The sequence below is a fragment of the Rhizobium sp. C1 genome, assembly GCF_021026335.1.
Classification (GTDB): Bacteria; Pseudomonadota; Alphaproteobacteria; order Rhizobiales; family Rhizobiaceae; genus Ensifer_A.
Genome location: NZ_JAJNCY010000012.1, coordinates 67,605 through 94,435, shown reverse-complemented (window position 1 = coordinate 94,435; position 26,831 = coordinate 67,605). Strand labels below are relative to the sequence as shown.

Below are 26,831 nucleotides of genomic sequence, written 5' to 3'. Positions count from 1 at the left end.
CGCTCCCGTTTTCGCCAGAAGATCCTAGAGCATTTCCGGTGAAAGCCGCATCATCCGAAATACTCTATCTATTTGTTTTTACGCAATTCCGAAAGAAAACCGGTTCCCACTTTTCCTGGAATTGCGCTAGCTGGCCGACCTCAATAGAGCGGGCTGCAGCTCCGCATGTGCCGGGGCAGGCTCCGCAATCTTGCCGGCCCCGGTCGTCAGGAGTTTCCCGAAGGCTGCGATGTCCACGGGCGGGCTGAAGAGATAGCCCTGATACATCACGCAACCGGCTTCCCGCAGCCGATCAAGCTGTTGCGGCGTCTCCACGCCCTCGGCAAGGACCTGCAGTCCAAGTTTTTCCGCCAGCGTGATGATCGCCTCGGTCACGACCATGTTCGACCTGTTTGTCAGCATGTCGCGCACGAAGGCCTTGTCGATCTTGATCTGCCTCAACGGGAAGCGATGCAGAACGCTGAGCGAGGAATAGCCGGTGCCGAAATCGTCCAGCGACCAGAGGATACCGATCGCCCTCAGCGTATTCATCTTCGCAATGGTGGCCTCGATATTGTCGATGAACATGCTCTCGGTCAGTTCAAGCTTGAGCTTCGAGGGCGTGACGCCGCTGAGGCGGACGATTTCGCAGACACCCTGAACAAAATCCGGCTGGCGGAACTGCGATGCACTGACGTTGACCGACATGGTAAGATGGCGCGTTTCAGGCTGCACCTCCCACTGGGCAAGCTGCGCGCAAGCGGCCCGCAGAACCCAGTTGCCGATAGGCACGATCAGACCGGTCTCCTCGGCAAGCGGAATGAATTCGGCCGGTGGAATATTGCCCATTTTGGCATGCGGCCAGCGAATGAGGGCCTCCGCACCAACAACAACACCCGCATCGTTGAACTGAGGCTGATAATGAAGCGCGAAATCCCCGTTCGCGATGGCCTTGCGCATCTCGACATCCATCATGCGCCTGACCGAGAGATCGGCATTCATGATGAGGACGATGAAGGTCAGTTCGATAACCGCGGTTATGGTGTTGGTCCAGACGCCGATTGCGGCGACATTCTCGGGAATGACGAGCGCCGGATCGTGAATACCGATGGATGTGTTGGAAAAGACAGCAAAGCCCACCAGGCAAAGTGCCGGTATGACATATTTCATGTAGATGCCGCCGGAACGATACACGAAATATCCGCCAAGGGCGACGGAGAGAAAGTGCATCTGCGTTGCGCGATGCACACCCTCAGGAACATTGTCGAACAGGCAGGAAACGGCGATGAATAGCGGCAGGAAATGCGCTGCCAGAAGCGATGCCGCCTTGAGCCGGCGCTGATAGGCAAGCCACAAAAGGCAAACACCGAAGGCGATCAGGACGACATGCATGGCCGCAAGTAACGGCCGGTCGAAAAGAACGAACGCAGTGCCCCAGCCCATACCGATCAGGATTGTGATTATGCCGGAGCCCAATAAATTGGCCCTCACCCGGCGTCTATGGCCATCATCGCGCATGAAACACTTTAAAATTGAAGCTCGAAAACGTATACGCGAGTTTCGATACGCCTTAAGATCTAAATTAGTCATAAAATGACAAACAGCATTTTACGGATACAGCCACATTGTCGTCGATCAGGGCCAGACTTTTCACTGATCCACAACTGTTGCAAGAACACTGAGCAAACTTCACGGTCTCTGAAACACGCACTTTGGGACAGATGCGACCTTATCCGTATGTCGTGATCTCGACGCTACCCGACATCTCTCAAGCCTCCATGGTCATACCAAATTGCATATAATACTTAAGTTACACGCCTGAAAGTTTGACTTGGTTCAACCACTATGTCAAAAAGCAAAAAGACTTTGCATTTTGGTAGTACCATATCCGGGAGGGGTAACTATGGGGACTTGGAGTCAAATTTATGATCCGTTGGGCAATATCTGGCTCTCGAGCCTCTTCGCCGCGGTGCCGATCATCTTTTTCTTCGTCGCGCTGACGTTTCTGAAGCTCAAAGGCTATGTCGCCGGCACGATCACGGTTGCACTGGCGCTCGCGGTCGCGATCTTCCTTTATGGCATGCCCGTGCCCATGGCGCTCGCTTCGGCGGTCTACGGCTTCTTCTACGGGCTATGGCCGATCGCCTGGATCATCATCGCCGCAGTCTTCCTCTACAAGGTCTCGGTCGAAACCGGGCAGTTCGAGATCATCCGCCGCTCGATCCTCTCGGTGACGGAAGACCAGCGCCTGCAATTGCTGCTCGTCGGCTTCGCCTTCGGCGCGTTTCTGGAAGGGGCAGCCGGTTTCGGCGCACCGGTGGCCATCACCGCCGCCCTCCTCGTTGGTCTCGGCTTCCAGCCACTCTATGCCGCCGGCCTCTGCCTGATCGCCAACACCGCCCCGGTTGCCTTCGGCGCCATGGGCATTCCGATCATCGTCGCCGGTCAGGTCACGGGGCTCGATCCCTTCCATATAGGCCAGATGGCCGGCCGCCAGCTGCCGCTTCTCTCGGTTCTCGTGCCTTTCTGGCTCATTCTGATCATGGACGGCGTACGCGGCGTGCGCGAAACATGGCCGGCGATCCTCGTGGCCGGCGGTTCGTTCGCCATCGTCCAGTTCTTCACCGCCAACTTCGTGGGCCCGGAACTGCCGGATATCACCGCAGCGCTGGCCACCCTTATCATCCTACCGCTCTTCCTGAAGGTCTGGAAACCCCGCCGTATCTTCCGTTTTGAAACGGCCAACAATGGGCCGGCTGAAGCGCCGAAGACGACCTACACCGCCGGCCAGATGGCCCGCGCCTGGTCACCCTTCCTGATCCTCACCGTCTTTGTGATGGTCTGGAGCATCGCTCCCTTCAAGGCCCTGTTTGCCGGAAAGGGCGCGCTCAGCGGCATGGTCAGCCATCTCGGCGTCCCTTTCCTCGACAAGCTGGTCATCAAGCAACCGCCGATCGTGACAGCCGCAACGCCATTTGCCGCCGACTTCAAGTTTGACTGGTTCTCGGCCACCGGTACGGCGATCTTCCTCGCAGCCGTCGTCTCGATCCTTCTGCTGCGCATGAAGCCTGCCCGCGCCGTCGCCACCTTTGCCGAGACGATCAGGGGACTTCTGGTCCCGATCTATTCCATCGGCATGGTGCTCGCCTTCGCCTTCATCGCCAACTATTCGGGCCTCTCCTCGACGCTCGGCCTTCTGCTGGCGCAAACGGGCGCAAGCTTCACCTTCTTCTCGCCCTTCCTCGGCTGGCTCGGCGTCTTCCTCACCGGCTCGGATACGTCGGCCAATGCGCTCTTTGCCTCTCTGCAGGCGACCACCGCGCATCAGATTGGCGTCAAGGATGTGCTCCTCGTTGCCGTCAACACGACGGGCGGCGTCACCGGCAAGATGATCTCGCCGCAGTCGATCGCCATTGCCTGTGCGGCAACGGGCTTGATCGGCCGCGAATCCGATCTCTTCCGCTTCACGGTCAAGCACAGCCTCGCGCTTGCAGCTCTGGTCGGCATCATCACGACCGTGCAGGCCTATCTCCTGCCGTGGATGATCCCCTGACGAGAATGTCGCCGCCGGATATCGCATCAGGCGGCGACACAAATGGGCATTGTGAAAGGCTGAGCAGGAGCGCTACAACGTTCCCCCGTCTCCGCCTGACATGATCAACTGAGGGCTTCCGAAGATGCCATCGACCAACGCCTCCACGCCGCAGCAGCGCGTCACCGACCGCGTTGAACAGGCAATCGAAACGCTGATCGACGAACGCGCTCTTGCCGTCGGCGACCGGCTGCCCTCCGAACGCGCGCTGGCAGAGATGCTGGGTGCCTCGCGCAATTCGCTGAGGGAAGCGCTGATGCGGCTCGCCGCGCGGGGCCGGGTGACGATTCGCAAGGGCGGCAACATCATTGCCGACCCCGGCGAAACGCGCTGGACCAGTGCCACCATTGCCGAACCCCTGACTCCGGTCGTCGCCGGCAATCCGGGTTTCGGTCACGACGTACTGGAGGTGCGCCGCGGGCTGGAGGGTCAGGCCGCCTATCATGCTGCGCTGCGTGCAACGCCGGACGACATCGCGGCGATCCGCGCGTGCTTCGACCGACTGGCGGATGACCACGCCAGCGGCGATGCCGTAGCGGAAGCCCATGCGGACGCCGCTTTCCATCTGGCCATTGCCGACGCCTCGCATAACGCCGTACTGCGGTCGGTCATGGCGAGCATGTTCGACCTCCTGCAAAGCAGCATCTCGCAGAGCCTTGACAAGCTCTATATCGTGCCGCGCACATTCGAGCGCCTGTCCGAGCAGCATCAGGCGCTGGTCGAGGCCATCGCGAGCGGCGATGCTGATGCAGCCCAACTTGCCTCCGACACCCATCTCGAATTCGTTGCCCACACCATTCGCACCATTGACGAGGAACGTGCGCGCATCGAGCGCGCCGAAACGTTCCGCCGCACCACAAGCCCGAGGACCTGACACGCCATGATCATATCGTCGCCCACCGACTATCGCGAAGCCGCCCGCCGCCGCCTGCCGCCCTTCCTGTTCCATTACATCGATGGCGGGGCGAATGCCGAATACACGCTGGGCCGCAACGTTTCCGACCTCTCCGAAATCGAACTGCGCCAGCGGGTCCTGAAGAATGTCGAAAGCCTCGACATCTCGACCGAGCTCTTCGGCCGCAAGATGGCAATGCCCGTGGCGCTTTCCCCGGTTGGCCTGACCGGCATGTATGCCCGGCGTGGCGAGGTGCAGGCCGCCCGCGCCGCCACGTCCCGCAACATCCCCTTCACGCTCTCAACCGTCTCGGTCTGCCCGATCGAGGAGGTGCAGAAGGCCTCTCCCGCTCCGATCTGGTTCCAGCTCTATGTCCTCAAGGATCGCGGCTTCATGAAGAATGCGCTGGAGCGCGCCATGGCGGCGGGAATCACCACCCTGGTCTTCACCGTCGATATGCCGACGCCTGGCTCGCGCTATCGCGACGCCCATTCCGGCATGTCCGGGCCCAACGCCGCCTTCCGCCGTATGGTGCAGGCGGTGCTCCATCCGCACTGGGCCTTCGATGTCGGCCTCTTCGGCCGCCCGCATGATCTCGGCAACATCTCCGCCTATCGCGGCCAGCCGACCAAGCTCGAAGACTATATCGGCTGGCTCGCCAACAATTTCGATCCGTCGATCTCCTGGAGCGATCTGGAGTGGATCCGCGACTTCTGGAAGGGTCCGATGATCATCAAGGGCATTCTGGATGCAGAAGACGCCCGCGACGCCGTGCGCTTCGGCGCGGACGGTATCGTGGTCTCCAACCATGGCGGCCGTCAGCTGGACGGCGTGCGCTCAACCGCTCGCGCCCTGCCCGATATCGCCGACGCCGTGAAAGGCCAGATGAAACTGCTTGCCGACTCCGGCATCCGCTCCGGCCTTGATGTCGTGCGCATGCTGGCGCTCGGCGCCGACACCGTCATGCTTGGCCGCGCCTTCATCTACGCACTCGCAGCGAACGGCGAAGCCGGCGTTGCAAATCTCCTCGACCTCATCGCCAAGGAAATGCGTGTGGCCATGACACTGACCGGGGCACGATCGATTGCCGAGATCGACCGCAGCATGCTGGCAGCGGGATAACGGCGGCGGGATGATGCCGACTTGAACATCCGGCGGCAGGGCATGTCACAAATGCTTGAAAATTGTCTTGGTTCTGTCGTCTGATGATGGCATGAGCATGCGAAAAGTCGGACGCCTTTCAACGCGTCACGCTTGCCCGAAGCCTTGCCTTTGCTTCAGACCGAAGGCCCAGACAAGAGGATCTCCGCCATGACGGACACCACGCTCGAACGCGATGACATCTCGGAGAGCACCATCGTCGATTTCGATGCGGGCGATGGCGAGACGGCTGCTGCGGTCAAGATGGAAACCTATTCGAGCAACCTCAATGTCGCCAAGCAGAAATCCGTCCGCCTGGTCGACGCCATCACCGGCGCACCGCTCAAGCGCAAGGACGCAATCCGCGTCGACGACCTTCGTCCCGCATTGGCCGAGTACATCCGCAACCAGCATCCGACGATCACCTCCGACGACTATGTCAGCCGCCGGGCCATGGACGACCTGCGCGGGCGCTATATCGCGGAACTTCTGAAGGACGAGCGCGGCGAGATTTCCTTCCTCGAAGCGGAAGTGGTGGAAAGCCTCAAGACGCATGACACGCTGACGGAAAACATCGAAGACGAGTATGACGATGTCCGCACCCTTGGCGACCGCGTCGCCGACTGGGTCGCGGCCTTCGGCGGAAGCTGGACCTTCATCATCGGCTTCTTCGTCTTCCTCGGCTTCTGGATGATGCTCAACGTCGCGCTGGGCGAAAAGGAAGCCTTCGACGCTTACCCGTTCATCCTCTTGAACCTCATTCTCTCGACGCTCGCCGCCTTCCAGGCCCCCATCATCATGATGAGCCAGCGGCGTCAGGAAGCCAAGGATCGCCTGCGCGCGCTCAATGAATACAAGGTCAACCTCAAGGCCGAACTGGAAATACGCCACCTGCATGAAAAGGTCGATCACCTGCTGAACCGGCAGTGGGAGCGGCTGACCGAAATCCAGCAGGTGCAGATCGAGATGATGAACGATCAGGCCAAGGCGACGAAGCGCATGCTGAAGGCGGCCCGCGACATCAAGCCCGCCAAGCCGCCGAAACCGACCAAGACCACACCCAAGACCACCACCCCGCCCGCCGGCAACGTGTGAGCGTCATCCATCCGCCATCTTTGCGGCATCTCTCCTCGAACCGCAGGACCGCTTTGACCGGAAACGGGACGGCAAAGCTGAACGCCAGATGAACGGCACATTCCGGCATCGTTCAGCCCTGCGGAACTAGTCTCTCACTGTTCGCTGATGAGGCGACCGACGAGACAAACGGATCGCCCCCGGACAAGGCGCTGAACAGATCGCGCCGACCAGGGCTTTTGAGGAGAACTTTGATGACCAACATGTTTGGCAAGGCAATTCTGGCAGCAGCCATCGGCCTCAGCGCGCTGGCTGCCATCCCCGCAACGGCATCCGCCGATGAAATCGTCGTGATCCGTGACGGTTGGCACCACGGCTGGCGCGACCGTTACGAACGCCGCTACGAATATCGTCCCCGGTACGAACGCTATGACGGCCCCCGCTACGGCTACTGGGACCGCCCCTGGCGCCGCCACCATCACGTGCGCTGCTTCGAAAACCGCTGGGGCCGCCTGATCTGCGAACGGTAAAGCAATTCCAGAAAAAGTGTGAAGCGGTTTTTCGTCCGGAATTGCGGGAAAACAAAAGATGGAGCGTTTCAGGCGATTTCAGTTGCGCCGGAAACGCTCCAAACTTCGCCGTCACCACCTCCGTCGAGACTGCAAAGGGCTCCCCTCGGGGCCCTTTTGCTATCCGGCCGCCTGGCCCGAGCGGGCAGCATGGTGGCGGGCCAGCTGGACCCTGTCGTCAAGGGTGGATGACACGACGGCCAGAAGAATGCCGATGAAGGCGCCGGCGAGCGTGTCAAGGACGCGCTCGCCAACCATGGTTGCGCCGGCCCCGCCATTCGAGGCCAGATAACTCATCAGCAGGGCAAGCGGCGTCACGAAGATCTGGCCGAGCGCGTAGTTCGCGCCGATCACCATTTCGATGACGACCTGCAGGCAGGCAACGAGCGCAACGACCGTCCAGATGGATGGATCTTGCGTAAGGACAATCCACACCACTCCCGCACCGATCACTGTTCCCGCCATGCGCTGCAGGGCGCGGTTCATGCTGACATGCAGATGTGTTCCCTGCATCACCGCAAGTGTTCCGAGCGCTGCCCAGGCAGGATGCGTGGATCCGCATGCATGCGCCGCCAAAGCGGCAATCGCGGTGCCAAACGTAATACGGCCCGCAGCAATCAGGCGATGGCTGAGCGGTCGCACCGGCTCAACGGGCGTTGGCACATCCGGCGCGGCGGGGCGGCGCAGCCCATCGAAGGCAGCACAGATCACCCAGGCAAGCACGCCCGCAAGCGCGGTTGCGGCCGCGCGCTCGGCCACCTCCTGCCAGGAGGCGACATCGCCCATGACGGCACCGGCTGCAAAAACAAAGATCAGCGCGCCGGGTGGACCGAGCCGCGTCGTGTTGACCACGAAAAAGAAGAAGCCGCAGGCAAAGGCGAGAAGCCCAAGCCTGAGAGGCATCGGCGCCCCGAGCCGGGCCGCGACGGACATGCCGACGACGGCAAGGAAGAGCCAGGCCGCACAGGTCAGCACCACCCTGCCCCGCTGTCCAGCGGGCGCGAAACGGCCAAACAGGATGGCAAGCGCCCCAAGCGCCGCGATCCCCGCAAGATGCGGCCACGGCGAGAGAAGTCCGCAGACCAGCGTCAGGGAGGACGTCAGCGCCGCCTGAAGGCCGATGAGCACAGAGTTCCGGTCCCTGAAGCGGCCATTCAGCGCAAGGCTCTCCCGGATCTGGTGCGGCTTCACGAGATGAAGTGCCGCATCGATCCGGCGCACGGCGAGCGACGTCGGCGCCTTCGCGTCCTCTGACGGCGGAGACAGGGTCATGACGGCTCTCCTTCGGTCGTTCGCGTCTGCAGAGCCCGCAGGCGCTCTTCGATCAGCGAGAAATGCCCGAGCATGGCAGCGAGCTCAGCATCTGAAATGTCCTGCAGCATTTCAGCTTCAGCCTCGACCAGCGCCTTTCGGATTTCGGCGACACGCGCCCGCCCGGCCTGCGTGAGGAACACCAACCGGGCCCGCGCATCGGTCGCATCCGTCCGGCGCTCCAGCAGCCCCTGCCGGGACAGAATGTCGAGAAGCCGCACGAGACTGGAGCCATCAAGGCCCACACGCGCCGCCAGCTGCTTCTGCGTCACCCCATCCCCCAACTCATGAAGATGCATCAGCGGCACCCATGTCGCATCCGAAAGCCCGGAGGCAACCAGATGCGCATCAAGCGCCCGCCGCCAGCGGCGGGCCAGCATGGCAAAGCGGACGCCGAAACGGGCGCGGGGATTGTCGGACGTGTCTGTCATTCCCGCTCGATAGACCAATTTAATTTGGATTGCAATGTAAATTAAATTGGTCCGACTAGCCCTGAGCGCGGATAACCTTCCGAAAGGTCAGCGAAATCCGGCGCGATCGTTCAACCTTGTTTCCAAGGATGACATCGCTTTTGCGGGAAGGAATTTCATGGGTCCACGCGTAGCGCGCGGCATCTTTCATGACGACCACGGAGCAAGGCTCCAGAATTACACCCTGCCTTGCTCCGCTCGCCTTCTCTCGAAAGACCATCTCGCAGGAAGACAGAAGGCTCAGCGAAACAATGGTGTCGCTGAAGCATGGCTCACAATCGACATGCGCGCTGATCCCCTGCCCCGGCAGATACTCATTCGCAATCACCTGATCAGGCAGTTCATCGAAATGACCCGCCGCGACCAGATGCTGCCCCAAGGCCTGAAGCCACAAAGGCAAGTGCCCGAGATAAGCGTCGGATGTGACAGCCCGAGCCTTGTAGTCATACCGATACCCGAAATGCTGCACTCGCCGCTTGAGCTCACCACTCCACACACCGCCGTCTAGAAACCTAACGAAATCAGCCTCTTCCGCAGAAGAAATGAAAGCTAAAGTAAGTGCAGCACCCGGCGGCAAAGGTTCAGCCATTTTGCTCAACACAAAATCCATTTTCTGGCTGGCCTTTTTCGTTGGAAGACGTAGGTGACACAACGGCTTTCAGCGCCCGCAACACCTGTTCCGTCCTCTTTGGTTTTGACATGCGTGTAGCCTGAATAATCGGAAAAGTGGCAAGGATAGACAACCGGAATCTCGTAATCATTGCGTAACGCTGCTCCGTTGACGTCGAGTGCGCCATCGTAATGAGGACTATTAATAGCTGTGATTGCGGCCTTGCCTCCGGTCACTCTTTGTCGATAGGCCGCTCGACCGGAAGAAGATATCTGTCCCATTCCACCTCAACCGTTTCAACTATTTCGCGTTCGCCTTTCTTTGTAGGCAGTATCCGCTCAATCAGTTTCGGCGGGTCATCAGCATAAAAGAAGCTCTCTATTATATACGGGCGGTCATCTTTACTAGGTCTAGCTAGAAGCACTCGCAAGCTATCATAACCCTCAAATGTTACGCCGCTGAAATCACAATGTATAAAATATTGATTTGCCAAATAGACGCTCTTAACCGGACGTATTTTGGAGATGGCGCAATCGACGAAGAGGCATTTTGATAACTTGTAATCTATTTCGACGTAGCCCCCCACGACAGCAACCCGTACAAGGTTCCTTCGGCTATTTGGATCTCTGCCGGCGACGATCTCGTTTATGACAGTTTCGGGATGCTCAGCACCCCACATCGAGCCGCCAAAAAGTTCCAAACGCCTGAAACCACGTATCCAGTGCCAGTTGCGCAGGGTTCCGATGTGCTCGTATCGTTGCTGACTCGTCAGAGCAGCCATTTGACTCGCATCAAATGATTCCACCTTTAGCCTACCGTAGGCAACTTCGAGCCCGTGAACCTTGTTCGCGTTCTGAAGCGAACGTGTAGCTCTCTCTACAGATCGCTTGTGAGCCTCCACAGACCATTCGTCTTGAATGTAATGGCCCAACAAGTCAAGGGCCTCCTGCGCAACCCTCTTTTGAGGCTCATTTAGGCAAATATCTATCAAGGCGATGCCGGCAAGCCGGTCTTGCAAGCTGTCGTTGCTTCCAAGGAGTTTGGCTCCCCGCTCCAGAAGGGAAACGTAATTTGCGGTCTCATTGGCATCATTTTGCCGCCTCTGTTCATTCGCCTGACGGCTCGCCACCATGCCACGCCAAGCAACAGTGGCAAATGTTATGAGACCGGCAAACATGGTGCCAAGAGGTGTAAGAAGGCTTACGCGCGCAGATCTTAAAGTGTCAGCATCTACTTCGAAAACCCAAAAATAAGCAAAAACTGAGAGTATTGGCAGACAAATCGCCATAGCGACCGCGAAGGCATACCACTCGTCCTCGGTAAACCGCGGCATTTCCGGACCTCGCTTTTCGTCGCCTTCCATTCGGCCTCCCCATTCGGTTGCGGCCCTCAACCTACCACACGCTAAGAGGCAGCGCTCGCATGTTGCATGCCAATCCACAGGCAGGAAGTCCGCGTGCGCCAATACATTGCACTGAATGATGGTTGAGCTCGAAGCTGGAGAACCGGTTAGCGGTGTTAATTAGCTTAGGCCAAAGGCGATCATCATGAGAACCGCCGAAAACTCGATGGAAATAGCAAGGGCATTCCGCAAAGCCGTTTCGAGTGCACTCGTCTATTCACGCCGATCAGGATTATAATATCCAAATGAAATCAAGGAATGATTGTGTCGAAATGCTAATCCTTAGCTGTCGACTGCGTCAATGGTAGCGGAGGAGGGATTCGAACCCCCGACACAAGGATTATGATTCCTCTGCTCTAACCTACTGAGCTACTCCGCCAGCCTTGGCTGAAAAGGCCATTTAAAAAAGCGCTTCCGGGTGAGAAGCGCTGTCTGGCCTTCAGGTGTCGGGCTTATAGGGCGGGCGGGGCTTTTGTGTCAAGCGTGAATGCGGGAAAAAATCGGGGATGTGAAAACCATCCCCTGCCCCGGCGCCAAATCCATGAAATAGCTTCGCTTTCGCGCCGGAAATTCAGGCCGCAGCAGCGGAGAGGAGCGCCTTGAGGCGGGCTTCTGCAGCCTCGGCGCGTTCCGAGCGCGCAATGAAGCCGCCGCCATAGACGCGGGCGTCGGCACCCGGCGCGGAATAGAGCGCGCAGGCTTGACCCGGCGCGATGCCGTCCTCGCCATCCTCAAGATCGACGCGGATGCCGTTCTCTTCTGCGACCAGCATCGCCGGTCGCGGCGGCCGTGTGGAGCGCACCTTGGCAAAGCAGGCGAAGCCACCTTTCGCGGCCTCTTCCAGCGGGCCATCGCCCAGCCAGTTGACGTCGCGCAGATAGATGCGGTGCGTTTCCAGCGCTTCCTTCGGGCCAACGATGACGCGGCGCGAGCGCGCGTCGAGATAGACGACATAAAGCGGTTCACCAGTCGCGACGCCCAGACCCTTGCGCTGGCCGATCGTATAATTGACGATGCCGTCATGCTTGCCGAGCACGCGGCCGTCGAGATGGACGATCTCGCCGGACAAAGCCGCATCCGGCTTCAGTTTGGCGATGATATCGGAATATTTACCCTGCGGGACGAAGCAGATGTCCTGGCTGTCGGCCTTGTCGGCGACGATCAGGCCCATGTCGGCGGCCAAGGCCCTTGTTTCGGCCTTCGTCATGCCGCCCAGCGGAAAGCGCAGATAATCGATCTGCTCCTGCGTGGTCGCGAAGAGGAAATAGCTCTGGTCGCGTTCGGCGTCGATCGGCCGGTAGAGCGCACGGCGATGCGGAGCGCCCGGCTGCGGGTTGGCATCCGAGCGGATGTAGTGGCCAGTGGCCAGCGCATCCGCGCCCAACTCCTTGGCGGTTTTCAGAAGATCGGCGAACTTGACGGTCTGGTTGCAGGCAACGCAGGGTATCGGCGTTTCGCCGGCGACATAGCTTTCGGCGAAGGGATTGATCACGGTTTCGCGGAAACGCGCTTCGTAATCAAGCACATAATGGGCAATTCCTAAACGTTCGCACACACGGCGCGCGTCCTCGATATCCTGGCCCGCGCAGCAGGAGCCGGCACGATGCACGGCCGCGCCATGATCGTAGAGCTGCAAGGTAATGCCGAAGACATCATAGCCTTCGCGTTTGAGAATACCGGCTACGACAGACGAATCCACTCCGCCCGACATCGCAACGACGACGCGGGTATCTTCCGGGCGCTTGTCGAAACCAAGGCTGTTCACGATCTCATCTATCCAATCGAAATTTGATGCTGCTGACGGCAGCTTTCCCGGCTTTATATAGAAAGCGCTTTGCCGCTGCCAAGAAAAAAGGCGCAACCGGATTTTATGAGCGTTTTCAGAATGTCTTTTTTAACATTCTGCGGATTACTTTAAGCCAGATACGCGTCTGGCGACGGCCTGACCCAAAATTGAACAAAGCCTTTCAAAGGGGTTAGGCAATTTTTAAAAGTCCGACGTTAAAGTCGCGATATCTGGTCTTGTAGTGTTTGTAGAGAGTCCCATGACCGAATTGATACGACCCCGGGTTAAATATGTCATCGGCCCCGATGGCAGCCCACTGACGATTGCCGACCTGCCGCCCGCCAATACGCGCCGCTGGGTCATCCGCCGCAAGGCGGAAGTCGTCGCTGCCGTTCGCGGCGGCCTGTTGAGCCTGGAAGAAGCCTGCGAACGCTATACCCTGACTGTAGAAGAATTCCTGTCGTGGCAGTCCTCGATCAACGATCATGGTCTGGCAGGGCTGCGCACGACGCGCATCCAACAATATCGTCACTGACCGTTCCCGTCGTTGACAAAACGAAAACCGCCGCAACGCCAGCGCGTTGCGGCGGTTTTCGTTTGTAAAGCGAGATGTCCCTTTAAACGATTGCGGCCGGCCGGTTCCGCTCTGCCATGACAATGCCGCCGAGAACCAGAACCAACGAAACGATGTGATAGACATGCAGCGGTTCGCCGATCAGGCCGATCGAGAGCAACATGCCGAAGATCGGCACCAGATTGATGAAAAGCCCTGCCCTGTTCGAACCGATGATCTCGACGCCGCGCACGAAGAGTGTCTGCGCGAAGAGGGAAGGAAAGATCGCGATGAAGGCCACCACCGCCCAGCCCTTGGCATCCGGAACCTGCGCCGCGCCGTTCCACCATTCATAAACGCCGAGCGGAATGGCCGCGATCATCGCGCCGCCGGCGGTGGCCGCCATCATGCTCTTCCAGTGCAGTTCCGGCTTGAAGCGCAGACCGACCGTATAGGCGGCATAGACAAGCACGGCGAAGAGCATCAGCAGATCGCCGAAGTTCAATTTCAGACTCAAAAGCGTTTGCAGGTCGCCATTGGCCGCTGTCAGCGCAATCCCGCTCAGCGTCAGCAGGAAGCCGACCACCTGACCGCCGGTAGCGCGCATCCGGAAAATGAAGAAATTGGCAACAAAGATCACGAAGGGCATACCCGCCTGCTCGATGACGGCATTGATCGCGCTCGTATAATGCAACGCCGTATAGAGAAGCGCATTGAAGCCGGTAAAGCCTGTCGCGCCCATGAGCAGAAGATAAAGCCAGTTCCTGCGAATGGCAGGCCAATCCTGCCGCAGTTGCGGCACCGAAATCGTGACGATCAAGCCGAAGGCAATCACCCAGCGAATGAGCGTCATCAGGAAGGGGCTGACATGGCCGACCGCCATCTTTCCGGCCACGGCATTGCCGCCCCAGATCAATGCGGTCGTCAGCAGGAAAAGATAGGCTTTTCCCGTCGCGGGCTTCAGATCGGTCATGATTCCGTACTTTGTTTGTCGGGGATTACCAAAGATGAGCGTTTTAGCCGCGCCTTTGCCGCAATGTCACGCAAAAAGCCTTGATAGATTGATCATTTCGGGGTCGATTTTAAGAGATTGACACAGTATAGATGCGCGGGTTTGGGCAAGACGCGGGCCGCGCTTCGCGTACGAGTATAGGATTGAGTGAAGATGACGAATGTGGTGGTCGTAGGGTCGCAATGGGGCGATGAAGGCAAGGGCAAGATTGTCGACTGGCTTTCGGAGCGCGCCGATGTGGTCGTGCGCTATCAGGGCGGTCACAATGCCGGCCATACGCTCGTGATCGATGGCGTCAGCTACAAGCTGTCGCTCCTGCCCTCCGGCGTCGTCCGTCCCGGCAAGATGGCCGTCATCGGCAACGGCGTCGTGGTCGACCCTCATGCACTCATCGCCGAAATCGGCCGACTGGAAGCGCAGGGCGTGAAGGTCACGACCGAAAACCTCAAGATCGCTGACAATGCCACGCTCATACTCTCGCTCCACCGCGAACTCGACGGCATGCGCGAAGACGCCGCTTCCAATTCCGGCACCAAGATTGGCACGACGCGCCGTGGCATCGGCCCGGCTTATGAAGACAAGGTCGGCCGCCGCGCCATCCGCGTCATGGACCTGGCCAATCTGGAGGCGCTGTCCGGCAAGGTCGATCGCATTCTGACTCACCACAATGCGCTGCGCCGCGGCTTCGGCGCGCCGGAAGTGGCACATGAGACAATCATGAAGGAACTGACGGATGTCGCCGATCGCGTCCTGCCCTTCATGGACACAGTCTGGAGCTATCTCGACAAGGAGCGCCGTCGCGGCGCGCGCATCCTGTTCGAAGGCGCTCAAGGCTCGCTGCTCGATATCGACCACGGCACCTATCCCTTCGTGACCTCGTCCAACACGGTGGCCGGCCAGGCTGCTGCCGGCTCAGGCATGGGCCCGGGCGCACTCGGCTACATTCTGGGCATCACCAAGGCCTATACGACCCGCGTCGGCGAAGGCCCCTTCCCGACCGAACTGACCGACGAGATCGGCCAGTTCCTCGGCGAGCGCGGCCATGAATTCGGTACGGTGACGGGCCGCAAGCGCCGCTGCGGCTGGTTCGACGCAGCACTGGTGCGCCAGTCGGTCGCCACCAATGGCATTTCCGGTATCGCGCTCACGAAGCTCGACGTTCTCGACGGCCTCGACGAAATCAAGATCTGCGTCGGCTACAAGCTTGATGGCAAGGAACTGGATCACCTGCCGGCAAGCCAGGGCGATCAGGCGCGCGTCGAGCCGATCTACATCACGCTGGAAGGCTGGAAGGACTCCACCGTCGGTGCGCGCAAGTGGGCGGACCTGCCGGCACAGGCCATCAAATATGTCCGCCAGGTCGAAGAACTCATCGGCGCACCGGTCGCTCTCCTGTCGACAAGCCCTGAACGCGACGACACGATCCTGGTGACGGATCCCTTCGAGGACTGAGATGGGGGATAATGCGGCGGCCGCAACGGCCGCCGATCACTTGCCAGCACTGGCGGCGGGACACCGGCGACTGGCGCATGAGGATTGGAACCTGTGCTGAAAAGCGTTAAGAGCTTGTTTCGGAACTAAGGACTTGAACGGTCCGGGTTTCGCAAGGCGGGCTTCAGGCAGGCAGCTTGCTGGTAGAAAGGCGAGAAACCTTATATGGCAGATTTCATTGCGGTCATCCGCAGAGCGGTTGATGGACTGTCGGACAATACGCCCGAAATGCGTATCAGGGTCTATGACAGAGCCCGTACAGCGGTACAGCGCCAGCTCGACAATATGAAGCCCCGCCCGGCTGACGATGTGATTGCGCGCCAACTCGAAAAGCTGGACGATGCTATTGCCGCGATCGAAAGCGAATATTCCGGCGCGCCGCCCGTAGAACAGCCACAACAGTCTCCCGTCTTTGTTGAGGAAGAGACCACACCGCCGCAACCGCCTGCCCCGCCAGAGCCAGAACCGACCCCTGAACCGGAGCCCGAACCGGAACCGGAGCCCGAGCCGGAACCTGCGCCGCGCAACCCCGCTCCGGAGCCTTTCACGTCCCCTGCCCCCAGCGCGCCGCCTCTCGAGCCGCCATCCTTCCTGATGCGCGCGCCAAGGCCTGCCGTGCAAGAACGGGAAAAACCAAGGCCGGAACCAGTCTTCGTCGAGCCGGCACCCGCGCCGAAGCCGGAGCCGGCACCCGCGCCTGTGTTTGCAGAGCCGGAGACACCGGAACCGGAAAATCGCGCTGTAGAAGACGACACCATGCCGCCGCCGGCACCGGAGCCGAAGGCAGACCGCGACGCCTGGCATCGTGACCGCTTCGATGAGCCGCTCGGTCTGCGCGAACCCTTGCGTCCGGCCGAAGAGGAAAGTCGCCGGGCGGACAACCGTCTCGATCATCTGCCCACCGAACGGGTGGAAGAACAGGAATGGCCGCCGCGCGGGCCCGCCCGGGAAACCTTCGAGGCCCCGCGCCCGAGCCATGCCTTCGGCGACGACGCAGTGGTGCCCGCCTTCAATCCGTCGCCCGCGCCCACGCCGCCGGAAACCGTCTCCGACCCGTGGAACCCGGTCGTCACCGACAATCCGTTCCATGAGCCGGCCGAGATCTTCACGCCGGCAGCGACGCCTGAACCCTTGGCAAAACGCGACGATCCGTTCGGCCTCGACGCGCCGAAACCCGCCGCTCCTGCCAAATCATGGCTCGACGATCTGGGCGCGGCGCCCGTTGCCGCGCCTGCCAGCCCGCCGCCTTCCACGCCAGCGCGCGATACGAGCTGGGACACGTTCGAAGCCTTCGTGGGCGAGCGTTCCGGCACAAAACCCGGCGCGGACCAAGCGCTGCCCGAAATGACGCCCAAGCCGCCGCGCGGTCGCGACGGGATGTCGATCGGCGCCGAGCTGCCGGCCCGCGAAACGCCCCGCCCCTCCTCTGCGCCAAGCGAAGAGCGCGAAGGCCGCGGCAAGCTGATCGGAGGCATCGTCGCCGCCGTGATCGTGCTGGCGGGTGTCGGCTATGCAGGCTGGCGCTTCAGCGACAACATTCTCGGCTTCGTCAACGGCACGTCCTCAAGCAGCCAGACGGCCAGCAAGTCGCAGCCGGCCTCAAACCAGCAAGGCGCCGCCCCGACGACATCTTCGGACGGAAAGCCGACGACGGCCGCCGCAACGCCGGCCGCCACCGGTCCGCAGAAGTTCACCCAGCGACTGATGGCTGACGGCTCCGAGGTCGATAGCGGCACATCCGGCGAACAGGTTGCCAGCGCAGGACAGGCCGAGGGCAAGTCGGTGGCCAGCCAGAACGAGAAGCCGCCGAGCCAACCGGCGCAGACACCTGCGCAACCCTCGACGCCTGCCCAGGCCAACACGGCGAACGCCGCGCAGACGACACCCGTCAAGATGTTCCTGTACGAGGAACGTCTCGGACAGGCCTCTCCCACCGCGCTTGAAGGCACGGTGACCTGGTCGGTCAAGACGGACGATCAGGATGGCCACAAGGAGAAGATGATCCAGGGCGATATCTCCGTCCCGGGCCGCAAGATGTCGGCCATCTTTACGCTGCGCAAGAACAACGATCCGACCTTGCCGGCCAGCCACATCATCGAGCTCACCTTCTCACTGCCGAAGGACTTCGAAGGCCGCGGCATCGAAAGCGTCCTGCGCATCTCGATGAAGGAAAAGGAGCAGGAACAGGGCGACCCGCTCGTCGCCGTGCCTGCCAAGATCACCGACTATTTCCACATGATCGCGCTCAATGCCTTTGCCGATGCGGTCAAGACCAACCTGAACCTTCTCAAGTCGCGCGACTGGATCGATATCCCGATCACCTATTCCAACGGTCGCCGCGCCCTGCTGACACTGCAGAAGGGACCGGACGGCGAGAAGGTATTCGACGAGGTCATCTCGAGCTGGCAGGCAAGCGGCGACAGCAATGTGCCGATCCCGAGCCCGCCGCCGGCACAGTAAGCGGGCCATTCAAGCCGCTGGAGCCTACACCGGCGTGAAAGTCGCCAAACAAAAAAACCGGCGGGAGGCCTCTCCCGCCGGTTTTCTTATGAAGCGATATCCGATCCTCTTGTCAGACTTCAACGACCCGCAGGGCGGAGGCCTGCTCGGTCGCAAGCTTCCGAACGGCTTCCTGCACCTTCTCGAAAGCGCGAACCTCGATCTGGCGCACCCGCTCGCGCGACACGTCGAATTCGGCGGACAGTTCTTCCAGCGTCACCGGATCTTCCGCCAGACGGCGCGCCTCGAAAATGCGGCGCTCGCGCTCGTTCAGAACCTTGAGCGCGCGCGACAGCATCGACTTGCGCGCGTCGAGTTCGTCCTGCTCGATCAGCACAGCCTCCTGGCTGTCGTGATCGTCGGCAAGCCAATCCTGCCACTGACCCGAATCGCCATCCGCCGACTTGATCGGCGCGTTGAGCGAGGCATCGCCGGAAAGCCGGCGGTTCATCGAGATCACGTCTTCTTCCGGCACACCGAGTTTGGTGGCGATTTCCCTCACCTGCTCGGGCTTCAGATCACCTTCCTCGATGGCCTGCAAACGGCCCTTCAGGCGGCGCAGGTTGAAGAACAGGCGCTTCTGGTTGGCGGTGGTGCCCATCTTCACGAGCGACCACGACCGCAGGATATACTCCTGGATCGAAGCCTTGATCCACCACATCGCATAGGTGGCGAGACGGAACCCCTTGTCGGGATCGAACTTCTTGACGGCCTGCATGAGGCCGACATTGCCTTCGGAAATGACTTCACCGATCGGCAGGCCATAGCCGCGGTAGCCCATGGCGATCTTCGCCACGAGGCGCAGATGGCTGGTCACGAGCTGATGGGCGGCCTTGCGGTCATCATGTTCCTGATACCGCTTTGCAAGCATGTATTCCTGCTGCGGCTCAAGCATGGGAAATTTGCGGACTTCGTCCAGATAACGGTTGAGACCGCCTTCACCGGCAGCAATCGACGGCAATGATGTACGGGCCATAAAGCACCCCTCTCTTTTTAAGGTTCGGCTTCCATGAGGCAAGCCGTATCCGGAAACGGTCCCGAGCCGGACCATGACGAAATAGAACCTCCCAGGTTCAAAATCTGTCATCATGATCGACAGTAAAAATTACGGCCCCACTTCCGGACATGAAATCAAATAAGTCTGGAATGAGACACTTTCAAGGATCGTGCGATTACAGTTTCGTAACGCGTATTCCGGCCGTCGGTTCCCCTCTCACTGTGCAGAATGCAGCGCTTCGATGACGAATTTCATATCATCGGGAATTGGTGCTTCGAAATGCATGACCTCACCCGTCGAGGGATGTTCGAATTGCAGGAGATAGGCATGAAGCGCCTGACGGTGGAAACCGGTAACGGCAGCCCGCGCAGCCTCCGGCAGACGGTTCGCCTTGGTCTTGAATGCCGCACCATATTCCGGATCGCCGATCAGCGGGTGGCCGAGATGGGCCATATGAACGCGGATCTGGTGCGTGCGCCCCGTTTCCAGCCGGCATTCTACCAGGCAGGCCTGCGCTGTCGCATCCGGCTTTTCCAGAAACCGTTCGACAACCTCGTAATGCGTGATCGCCTCGCGCGCATCGTCGCTCGACGCGTGCTTCACCGCCCGCTTCGTGCGGTCGCCGGCGCGCCCCAGCGGCGCATCGATCGTTCCCTTGAGATTGCGTGGCCGCCCCCAGACCAGCGCGAGATAGGCGCGCTCCAGTGGCCCGGTGCGACCATGGTCGGCAAACTGCGCCGACAGATGCCTATGGGCGTTATCGTTCTTGGCAGCGACCATGACGCCGCTCGTCTCCTTGTCGAGACGATGCACAATGCCCGGCCGCTTGACGCCGCCGATGCCGGAAAGGCTCGCGCCGCAATGATGGATCAGCGCGTTGACGAGCGTCCCCGTCCAGTTGCCGGCACCCGGATGAACGACAAGCCCGGCGGGCTTCGCGATCACGATGAGATCGTCGTCCTCGTAAAGAACCTCCAGCGGAATATCCTCGCCCTGCGGCTCCGGATCTTCCGGGTCCGGCATGTCGATGACGACCTCGTCACCCGGCCGGATCTTCTTCTTCGGCTCTGTGATGACGATCCCGTTGATCGAAACCGCCCCGCCCTCAATGAGCGCCTTGGCGCGGCTGCGCGACATTTCTCCGTCAAGAGCCCCGCTCAGCCAGCTGTCGAGGCGACCGGATGCCGCATCATCGACTTCAAGGACTTTCCTATTCGCCGAAGCTTGTTTAAGGACGGTCATGACATTCCCATGAAAAAGGGCCTGAAACAGACATGAGCAATAACGATCACGACCAACAGGACGAAAAGCCGCTTGACCCGGTGCTCGAAAAGGTGCGCCGCAAGATGATCCGCCTGCAGCTCGTCTCGGCCGGGGTCATGGTTGTCGCCCTTATGGCCGTCCTGATCGCCATTGTCTATAAGGCGAACCGCGCGAACGAAGCAAGCCGCACCCCCGCCATCACCGAGGACGTGCCGAACGAAGGCTCCACGCTGGTCAAGGCGGCCTTGCCCGAGGGCTTCAAGGTCAATGCCACCCAGCTTTCCGGCGACCGCATTCTCTTCGACGGCACCGACAAGGACGGCAAGCGCAAGATGCTCGTCTTTAATCTGCGTCGCGGCCGGATCGACGCCGAGATCGCGGTCGGCGCGCCCTGAACACCGTGAGCGATCAGCGCCCGCTGCCGATCCGCATCGAGGACGCCGAAGATCCGGCAGTTGCGGAATTTCGCGACATCCGCGAGCGCGACCTGGTCGGGCGCACGGGGCGCTTCATCGCCGAAGGCACGGTCGTTCTCAACATGCTCGCCACAGCCCATGGACAGCATCGCGGCTTCCGGGCCGAGAAAATCCTCGTTCTGGAAAACCGCCTGGCCGGGATCGAAGAAACGCTCGGCCGTTTTCCGGCGGACGTCCCCGTTTACATGGCCTCCGCCGCCGTCATTGATGCCATCGCCGGCTTTAACCTGCATCGCGGCGTTCTCGCTCTGGGGCGCAAGCCTGCGCCGCGCCCTCTGGAGGCAGAGCTGGCCGATCTTCCCGCGCGCGCCCTGGTCACTGTGCTTTCGGGCATTTCAAACCATGACAATGCCGGAGCCATTTTCCGCAACAGTGCCGCCTTCGGCGCAAGCCTCGTCATCCTCGACGAGACAAGCTGCGATCCGCTCTATCGCAAGGCGATCCGCGTTTCAGTCGGCTCCGTGCTCACGGTTCCCTTCCACCGGGGTGGACGTATCGACGATATTTTGACGAAGCTCGATGAGGCGGGCTTTACCGTCTGGGGCCTCTCGCCGGCCGGAAAGACGCCGCTGCGCGACCTGCCCGCAAGCCCCCGCACCGCCCTGCTTCTGGGGACTGAAGGAGAAGGCCTGCCGCAGGATCTCATGCGCCGCATCAATACTGCGCGCATCGCCCAGATGCCTAGGCTCGATAGCCTCAACGTTGCAACCGCTGCTGCACTTTCACTGCATGAAATGGCGCATCGTATGCGCATCCTGGAAGACTGAAGGTGTCAGGCTTCCTTGCCCGCCAGGGCGCGCGCGGCGCGTGCCGCCAGGCTGATCCGGCCCCTGCCGGGATCGGAATTCGCTGCCTCAAGCACACCCGCAAGCGGGGAATCTTCCCCCTCCCGCGTTGCCGTCAATGCCACCATGCGGGCGGCGATGGACGCTATTTCATTGCGAAGCTCGCCATCACGGGCCGGGTCGGCGGGCCCGGCAAGCTGGTCGGAGAGGCTGCGCGCATCGCCTCGAATGCCGTCGGCAAATTTGGCCTGGTCGATCATCACGGGGCTCGTGCCAGTCACAGTCTTCGCCTCTGACGGCGTCTCGGCGGACTGGGGCTCTTCCTGCGGCTCCAGCGGCGGCGCGACGACCTCCGCAACGGCGGGGCGGGCAATGCTGCTGAGCTTTTCCCTCAGCTTTTCCAGCTCCCGCATGCGCCGGTCGAGCGATTCGTCCATCTCGGCATTGCGGGCCACCTCTTCATCCAGCCGCTGCTTGAGGCTGGAGACACGGCCATGGCTTTCCGTCATCTTGACTTCGGCATCGCGCGCGCGCTGCTCGGCGGCCTTGAGTTCGCCCCGCAACTGGTCGCGCTCGCTCTTGAGCTGGTTGACCGTCGACTTCAGATTTTCGATTTCCGTCTCGCGCACGGCGATGTCGATCTTGCTGTAGTCGACAAAGCCACCGAGATGTTCGGCTTCAATGCCCAGTTCCTGGGCGCGGCGTTCAGCCTCCGCCAGAAGCCCGTCACGCACCTGGATCTCGGCCTTCGCCCGCTCAAGCTCGCTGTCACGCTCTCCCAGTTCCGCGCCACGAGCCTCGAGCTCCGAGCGCAGTTCGGAAATCTGTTCGCTGAGCGCCGCAGCCTCGCTGATCGTGGCCTTCAGCTCGCTGCGCAGGCGCTCGGCGGTCAGCTCATGCGCTAGCCCCTTTTCGCGCTCGCGCTTGACGGCAACGCCGAGCTTGGCATTTTCAGCCGCGTAGCTGGCCCGCACCATGTCGGTCTGCGCCCGCAGCTCGGCCGCGCTGAGCGGCACGGTGGCGCGGATCCGGTTTTCCGTAAAATGCACAATGCGCCGGCGGACAGCCGGCGCGACCAGGACGGTGACGAGCACCGCTGTCAGAAACCCGAGCGAAAAGAGCAGAATATATTCGATCACTGTAAAATCGCTTTTCCGGGAAGGCGCCGGCCACGCCGGCACAGTTTACGCATTACTCATGAACCCTGGCAAGCCGAAGATCAGAAGGGGTTCCAGGTCGGCGCTGTGGTGAACTTCAGATAGCCGACATTGACGCCCAACCGTGCGCCAACACCGGTGTGGATCGGCACGAGCACGATATTCTGGTTCTCCACCACGGTCATGGACACCCCGGCAACCACATAAGCCGAACCGCTGACGCCGCCGAAGCGCTGATAGATCGCATCCGTCGACGGCAGATTGTAGACGAGCATCATCACGCGGCTGCCCTGCCCACCCCAGTCGAAGCCGAGCGACGGGCCCTGCCAGAACACCGGATGCTGGCCGGCATTCTTCGTATAGAGCTGCCCCTCGCCATAGGTCAGACCTGCCACGAATGCGCCGGAACCTTCCTGGCCGAGGATATAACCATTCGGCAGACCATATTGGCTGAAGGCGTTTTCGATGACCTTAGCCAGACCGCCGGAGGTTTCGCCGAAGAACTTGTGGCCGGTATCGACAATTTCCTGGGCCGAATATTGGCTTGCATCAGCGCGCGCCTCACGATGCGGAAAGGCCACTGCAACGGCAAGGAGCAGCGTGGTCAGCGCAAGGCGCAGGGCGCTCTGGAAATTGCAAAGTCGAACCATGATCATCCGTCCTCCGGAAATGATTTTGCCGATCGGCCGCTCCCCACGCGCCGGATCGGCACGCAGCGAGCCGGCATGCCGATACTCTGTTCCATTTTCGCCCGATCATGTTAACAATCGGTTTACCAAACGTGGTGTCATTATGGCGAAGAGATGAATCACTCCGCCCTGGGCGGGCGCCCTTTCCCTGGCTGCCTCCCTATTCTTCAATCCCGGCGGAAATCAGGAGACTTCAATGGCGAAAAATCCCAACCTCACCCTTTCAGGTCCGGATCTTGCCGCGCTTCTTTGCAGCCGCGTATGCCATGACGTGATCTCCCCCGTGGGAGCCATCAACAACGGCCTGGAGCTGCTGGACGAAGGCGGCGCCGATGCTGACGCCATGGACCTGATCCGCACCAGCGCGCTCAACGCCTCCGTGCGCCTGAAATTTGCCCGCCTTGCCTTCGGCGCGTCGGGTTCGGTCGGCGCATCGATCGACACGGGCGAGGCCGAGAAGGCCGCCAAGGATTTCGCCGCTGCCGAAAAGAAGACGGAAGTCACCTGGTCCGGCCCTCGCGCCATCGTCGCCAAGAACCGCGTCAAGCTGCTCCTGAACCTCTTCCTGCTCTCCTACGGCTCGATCCCGCGCGGCGGCCAGGTCGATGTCGTTCTGGAAAACCCGGAATATGATTGCCGTTTCACGCTGACCGCCAAGGGCCGCATGATGCGCATTCCGGCAAAATTCACCGAACTGCATACCGGCGAGGCGCAGGAAGCGATCGATGCCCATTCGATCCAGCCCTATTACACGCTGCTTCTGGCCGACGAATGCGGCATGTCGCTGAAGGCGGAAGCAACGGGCGAAGCGATCATTTTCACAGCCGAGCTTGCAGGCTGACAGGGCCTTTACCGGCCGTTTACCAAGCCTGGTAACGGTTTGTTTGTCCTGCTCCGCTACCCTTCTGTCATATTATTTCAGTGCCAGGGTATTTGCGGAGATTTGGCCCGATGAACCTCATGATTGCAGACCAGTCCGACGTTGTGCGCAAGGTCGCCAAGCGCATCCTGACTGGCATGAATTTCGAGGTCCTGGAAGCGCGCAACGCGGCGGAAGCCACCGCGCGCTGCATGAGTGCGCTGCCGCAATTCGTTATCGTCGAGGCCGCCATGGATGGTGCGCTGGAGCTCATCCAGTTCATCCGCAGCGTTCCCGGCAACGAGAACACGCGTATCTATTACTGCATCGTCGAGGCAGACCTCCGCAAGATGATGGCCGGCCGCCGCGCGGGCGCCAACGATTTCCTGATGAAGCCCTTCGACCGCAAGACCTTGGGCGCCGTCTTCAACGGTCTCGCCCAGCCGGCAGGCGAGGCATCGCCGCGTCAGACCGCGGCGCAATAAGCGCTCAACGGCTCCAGCTCCACCGCATGATCCACGACCGTGCCTGAAAAACCGGGCGCGGCGGCAACCGGCAACGGCATCATGTTGCCCGGCAGCGGAAACTTCTGCGGCTGACGCGTCAGATTATAGACAAACAGCAGCGCCCGTCCGCCTTTGCGCCGGACAAAGGCCAGGACGTCGGCACTCTCGCCCAGAAACTCGATCGTTCCTTGCGTCAGCTCCTTGCGGCTGCGGCGGAAGGCGAGCGCCCTGCGATAATGCGAAAGCACCGATTGCGGGTCGCGCTCCTGCACATCGACCGCAAGCGCCCGATGCAATTCCGGCACCGGGAGCCATGGTTTTTCGGCCTCGGTAAAACCGGCAAACGCCTGATCTGCCTCCCACGGCATCGGTGTGCGGCATCCGTCACGCCCCTTGAAGGCCGGCCAGAAGCGGATGCCGTAAGGGTCCTGCAAATCTTCGAAAGCCAGGTCCGCCTCGGGCAAGCCAAGCTCTTCGCCCTGATAGAGACAGATGGAGCCTCGCAGCGTCGACAGCAGTGTGATCGCGAGCCTGGCGACATGGGCGCGCTCTTCCTGCGTGGCGGCGAAGCGGCTGGCATGGCGCATCACGTCATGGTTGGAAAACGCCCAGCAGACCCAGCCATCCTTCACATCGCGCTCGAAACTCGAAACGCAATTGCGGATATGCCGCGCGGTGAAATCGGGGCCCAGCAGGTCGAACGTGTAGCACATGTGGAGCTTGTCGCCGCCGCTCGTATAATCGGCGACCGTCTTCAGCGAACGCGCACCATCGCCCACCTCGCCGACCGACATGCGCCCCGGATAACGGTCCAGCAGCGCGCGGAAGCGCGTGAGAAAGCCGATATTCTCGGGCCGCGTCTTGTCATAGAGATGCTCCTGCATTCCGTATGGATTAACGTCCGGCGCATCCGCCGAGGTCGCCCCGTCGTCGGGAAAATGCGGCGGATTATCCCGCAGATGCCTGTCGTGGAAATAATAGTTTACCGTGTCGAGCCGGAAGCCGTCGACACCCCGGTCGAGCCAGAACTTGGCTGTTTCCAGCAACGCATCCTGAACTTGCGGGTTATGGAAATTCAGGTCCGGCTGCGAGGTGAGAAAGTTGTGCATGTAATATTGCTTGCGCACGCCATCCCATTCCCAGGCAGGACCGCCGAAGATCGACATCCAGTTGTTGGGCGGCGTGCCATCCGGCTTCGGATCCGCCCAGACATACCAGTCGGCCTTCGGGTTCGTACGGCTCGAACGGCTCTCGACAAACCAGGGATGACGGTCCGACGTATGCGAGATGACCTGATCGATGATGACCTTGAGGCCAAGCCTATGGGCGTGCGTCATCATCTGGTCGAAATCGTCGAGCGAGCCGAATTGCGGATCGACATCGCAGTAGTCCGACACGTCATAACCCATGTCGGCCATGGGCGATTTGAAGAAGGGCGACAGCCAGATCGCGTCCACCCCGAGAAAGGCGATATGGCCGAGCCGCTGCGTGACGCCTTTGAGGTCTCCCGTGCCGCTCGCCGTCGTATCCTGAAACGAGCGCGGATAGACCTGATAGATCGACGCGCCTCGCCACCAGTCTGCGGATACCGCACGGGATTTCAAAACGGCTGCCATGCGGTTTCCCCAAGCTCTGAGATCATGCGAATTCATGCTGGCAAGCCGGCGCGATTGTCAACCGCTGCCGCTTCGACAGAGTAGTTTCATGAACCCGTAA

The 26,831-nt window shown here is 60.8% G+C and carries 24 protein-coding genes and 1 tRNA gene; 12 read left to right on the top strand and 13 right to left on the bottom strand.

The window, feature by feature from the left end:
• Window positions 1–126: 126 nt before the first annotated feature.
• Complete coding sequence (locus tag LQK83_RS20190) at window positions 127–1,455, bottom strand: putative bifunctional diguanylate cyclase/phosphodiesterase (RefSeq protein WP_230839283.1); 1,329 nt, start codon at window positions 1,453–1,455, stop codon at window positions 127–129.
• Between the two features lie 427 nt (window positions 1,456–1,882).
• Here LQK83_RS20190 and lldP point away from each other — a divergent pair, with 427 nt between their 5' ends.
• The 5 genes from lldP to LQK83_RS20165 all read left to right on the top strand — a co-directional run bounded on the left by lldP (window position 1,883) and on the right by LQK83_RS20165 (window position 7,210).
• Window positions 1,883–3,532, top strand: coding sequence for an L-lactate permease (lldP, locus tag LQK83_RS20185; protein WP_230839282.1), 1,650 nt, complete (start codon window positions 1,883–1,885; stop codon window positions 3,530–3,532).
• A 124-nt stretch (window positions 3,533–3,656) separates the two neighbouring features.
• Window positions 3,657–4,445, top strand: a complete 789-nt coding sequence (locus LQK83_RS20180) for an FCD domain-containing protein (RefSeq protein WP_230839281.1) — start codon at window positions 3,657–3,659, stop codon at window positions 4,443–4,445.
• Between the two features lie 6 nt (window positions 4,446–4,451).
• Window positions 4,452–5,588 (top strand): FMN-dependent L-lactate dehydrogenase LldD, encoded by a 1,137-nt coding sequence (lldD, locus tag LQK83_RS20175; RefSeq protein WP_230839280.1) that lies wholly within the window; start codon window positions 4,452–4,454, stop codon window positions 5,586–5,588.
• A 189-nt stretch (window positions 5,589–5,777) separates the two neighbouring features.
• On the top strand, window positions 5,778–6,701 hold the full coding sequence (locus LQK83_RS20170; RefSeq protein WP_230839279.1) for a DUF1003 domain-containing protein: 924 nt from the start codon (window positions 5,778–5,780) through the stop codon (window positions 6,699–6,701).
• Between the two features lie 233 nt (window positions 6,702–6,934).
• Entirely contained in the window at window positions 6,935–7,210 is a 276-nt protein-coding gene (locus tag LQK83_RS20165; RefSeq protein WP_230839278.1) for a hypothetical protein, read from the top strand.
• A gap of 159 nt (window positions 7,211–7,369) precedes the next feature.
• Here the strand turns inward: LQK83_RS20165 and LQK83_RS20160 are convergent, their stop codons facing one another.
• The 6 genes from LQK83_RS20160 to mnmA form a co-directional block, all read right to left on the bottom strand.
• A complete protein-coding gene (locus LQK83_RS20160) occupies window positions 7,370–8,521 on the bottom strand; it encodes an FUSC family protein (protein WP_230839277.1) in 1,152 nt (383 codons plus the stop codon).
• Window positions 8,518–8,991, bottom strand: a complete 474-nt coding sequence (locus LQK83_RS20155) for a MarR family winged helix-turn-helix transcriptional regulator (RefSeq protein ID WP_230839276.1) — start codon at window positions 8,989–8,991, stop codon at window positions 8,518–8,520. Before LQK83_RS20155 ends, LQK83_RS20160 begins: the two co-directional genes overlap by 4 nt.
• A gap of 55 nt (window positions 8,992–9,046) precedes the next feature.
• The gene (locus tag LQK83_RS20150; RefSeq protein WP_230839275.1) at window positions 9,047–9,640 is read right to left on the bottom strand and encodes an alpha-ketoglutarate-dependent dioxygenase AlkB; all 594 of its coding nucleotides are present in this window, start codon (window positions 9,638–9,640) and stop codon (window positions 9,047–9,049) included.
• A gap of 232 nt (window positions 9,641–9,872) precedes the next feature.
• Window positions 9,873–11,003, bottom strand: coding sequence for a hypothetical protein (locus tag LQK83_RS20145; protein ID WP_230839274.1), 1,131 nt, complete (start codon window positions 11,001–11,003; stop codon window positions 9,873–9,875).
• Window positions 11,004–11,344: 341 nt separating this feature from the next.
• Window positions 11,345–11,421 (bottom strand) — tRNA-Met (locus LQK83_RS20140).
• A 192-nt stretch (window positions 11,422–11,613) separates the two neighbouring features.
• Window positions 11,614–12,807, bottom strand: coding sequence for a tRNA 2-thiouridine(34) synthase MnmA (mnmA, locus tag LQK83_RS20135; protein ID WP_230839273.1), 1,194 nt, complete (start codon window positions 12,805–12,807; stop codon window positions 11,614–11,616).
• Between the two features lie 280 nt (window positions 12,808–13,087).
• Between mnmA and sciP the strand changes: the two genes are divergently transcribed.
• Entirely contained in the window at window positions 13,088–13,363 is a 276-nt protein-coding gene (gene sciP, locus LQK83_RS20130) for a CtrA inhibitor SciP (protein ID WP_007769470.1), read from the top strand.
• 82 nt (window positions 13,364–13,445) lie between these two features.
• Here sciP and LQK83_RS20125 read toward each other — a convergent pair whose 3' ends face one another.
• On the bottom strand, window positions 13,446–14,354 hold the full coding sequence (locus LQK83_RS20125) for a DMT family transporter (protein ID WP_230839272.1): 909 nt from the start codon (window positions 14,352–14,354) through the stop codon (window positions 13,446–13,448).
• A 192-nt stretch (window positions 14,355–14,546) separates the two neighbouring features.
• On the opposite strand from LQK83_RS20125, the gene LQK83_RS20120 reads away from it, so the two are divergent.
• Complete coding sequence (locus LQK83_RS20120) at window positions 14,547–15,845, top strand: adenylosuccinate synthase (RefSeq protein ID WP_230839271.1); 1,299 nt, start codon at window positions 14,547–14,549, stop codon at window positions 15,843–15,845.
• 204 nt (window positions 15,846–16,049) lie between these two features.
• Window positions 16,050–18,344: a hypothetical protein gene (locus LQK83_RS20115; RefSeq protein ID WP_230839309.1), complete on the top strand. Its 2,295-nt coding sequence runs from the start codon at window positions 16,050–16,052 to the stop codon at window positions 18,342–18,344.
• 112 nt (window positions 18,345–18,456) lie between these two features.
• On the opposite strand, the gene rpoH is transcribed toward LQK83_RS20115, so the two are convergent.
• A complete protein-coding gene (rpoH, locus tag LQK83_RS20110; RefSeq protein ID WP_230839270.1) occupies window positions 18,457–19,359 on the bottom strand; it encodes an RNA polymerase sigma factor RpoH in 903 nt (300 codons plus the stop codon).
• A 237-nt stretch (window positions 19,360–19,596) separates the two neighbouring features.
• Window positions 19,597–20,622, bottom strand: a complete 1,026-nt coding sequence (locus tag LQK83_RS20105) for an RluA family pseudouridine synthase (protein WP_230839269.1) — start codon at window positions 20,620–20,622, stop codon at window positions 19,597–19,599.
• A gap of 32 nt (window positions 20,623–20,654) precedes the next feature.
• Between LQK83_RS20105 and LQK83_RS20100 the strand changes: the two genes are divergently transcribed.
• Window positions 20,655–21,038, top strand: coding sequence for a hypothetical protein (locus tag LQK83_RS20100; protein ID WP_230839268.1), 384 nt, complete (start codon window positions 20,655–20,657; stop codon window positions 21,036–21,038).
• A gap of 5 nt (window positions 21,039–21,043) precedes the next feature.
• A complete protein-coding gene (locus tag LQK83_RS20095) occupies window positions 21,044–21,886 on the top strand; it encodes a TrmH family RNA methyltransferase (RefSeq protein WP_230839267.1) in 843 nt (280 codons plus the stop codon).
• 5 nt (window positions 21,887–21,891) lie between these two features.
• On the opposite strand, the gene LQK83_RS20090 is transcribed toward LQK83_RS20095, so the two are convergent.
• Complete coding sequence (locus LQK83_RS20090) at window positions 21,892–23,043, bottom strand: hypothetical protein (protein ID WP_230839266.1); 1,152 nt, start codon at window positions 23,041–23,043, stop codon at window positions 21,892–21,894.
• Window positions 23,044–23,123: 80 nt separating this feature from the next.
• A complete protein-coding gene (locus tag LQK83_RS20085) occupies window positions 23,124–23,711 on the bottom strand; it encodes a DUF1134 domain-containing protein (RefSeq protein WP_230839308.1) in 588 nt (195 codons plus the stop codon).
• Window positions 23,712–23,946: 235 nt separating this feature from the next.
• Here LQK83_RS20085 and chpT point away from each other — a divergent pair, with 235 nt between their 5' ends.
• Window positions 23,947–24,591 carry a histidine phosphotransferase ChpT gene (chpT, locus tag LQK83_RS20080; RefSeq protein WP_230839265.1) on the top strand — a complete coding sequence of 215 codons (645 nt, stop codon included), beginning with the start codon at window positions 23,947–23,949 and terminating at the stop codon, window positions 24,589–24,591.
• 110 nt (window positions 24,592–24,701) lie between these two features.
• Complete coding sequence (locus LQK83_RS20075) at window positions 24,702–25,094, top strand: response regulator (RefSeq protein WP_230839264.1); 393 nt, start codon at window positions 24,702–24,704, stop codon at window positions 25,092–25,094.
• Here LQK83_RS20075 and bglA read toward each other — a convergent pair.
• Window positions 25,076–26,731: a beta-galactosidase BglA gene (bglA, locus tag LQK83_RS20070; protein ID WP_230839263.1), complete on the bottom strand. Its 1,656-nt coding sequence runs from the start codon at window positions 26,729–26,731 to the stop codon at window positions 25,076–25,078. The genes LQK83_RS20075 and bglA overlap by 19 nt on opposite strands.
• Window positions 26,732–26,831 lie beyond the last annotated feature (100 nt).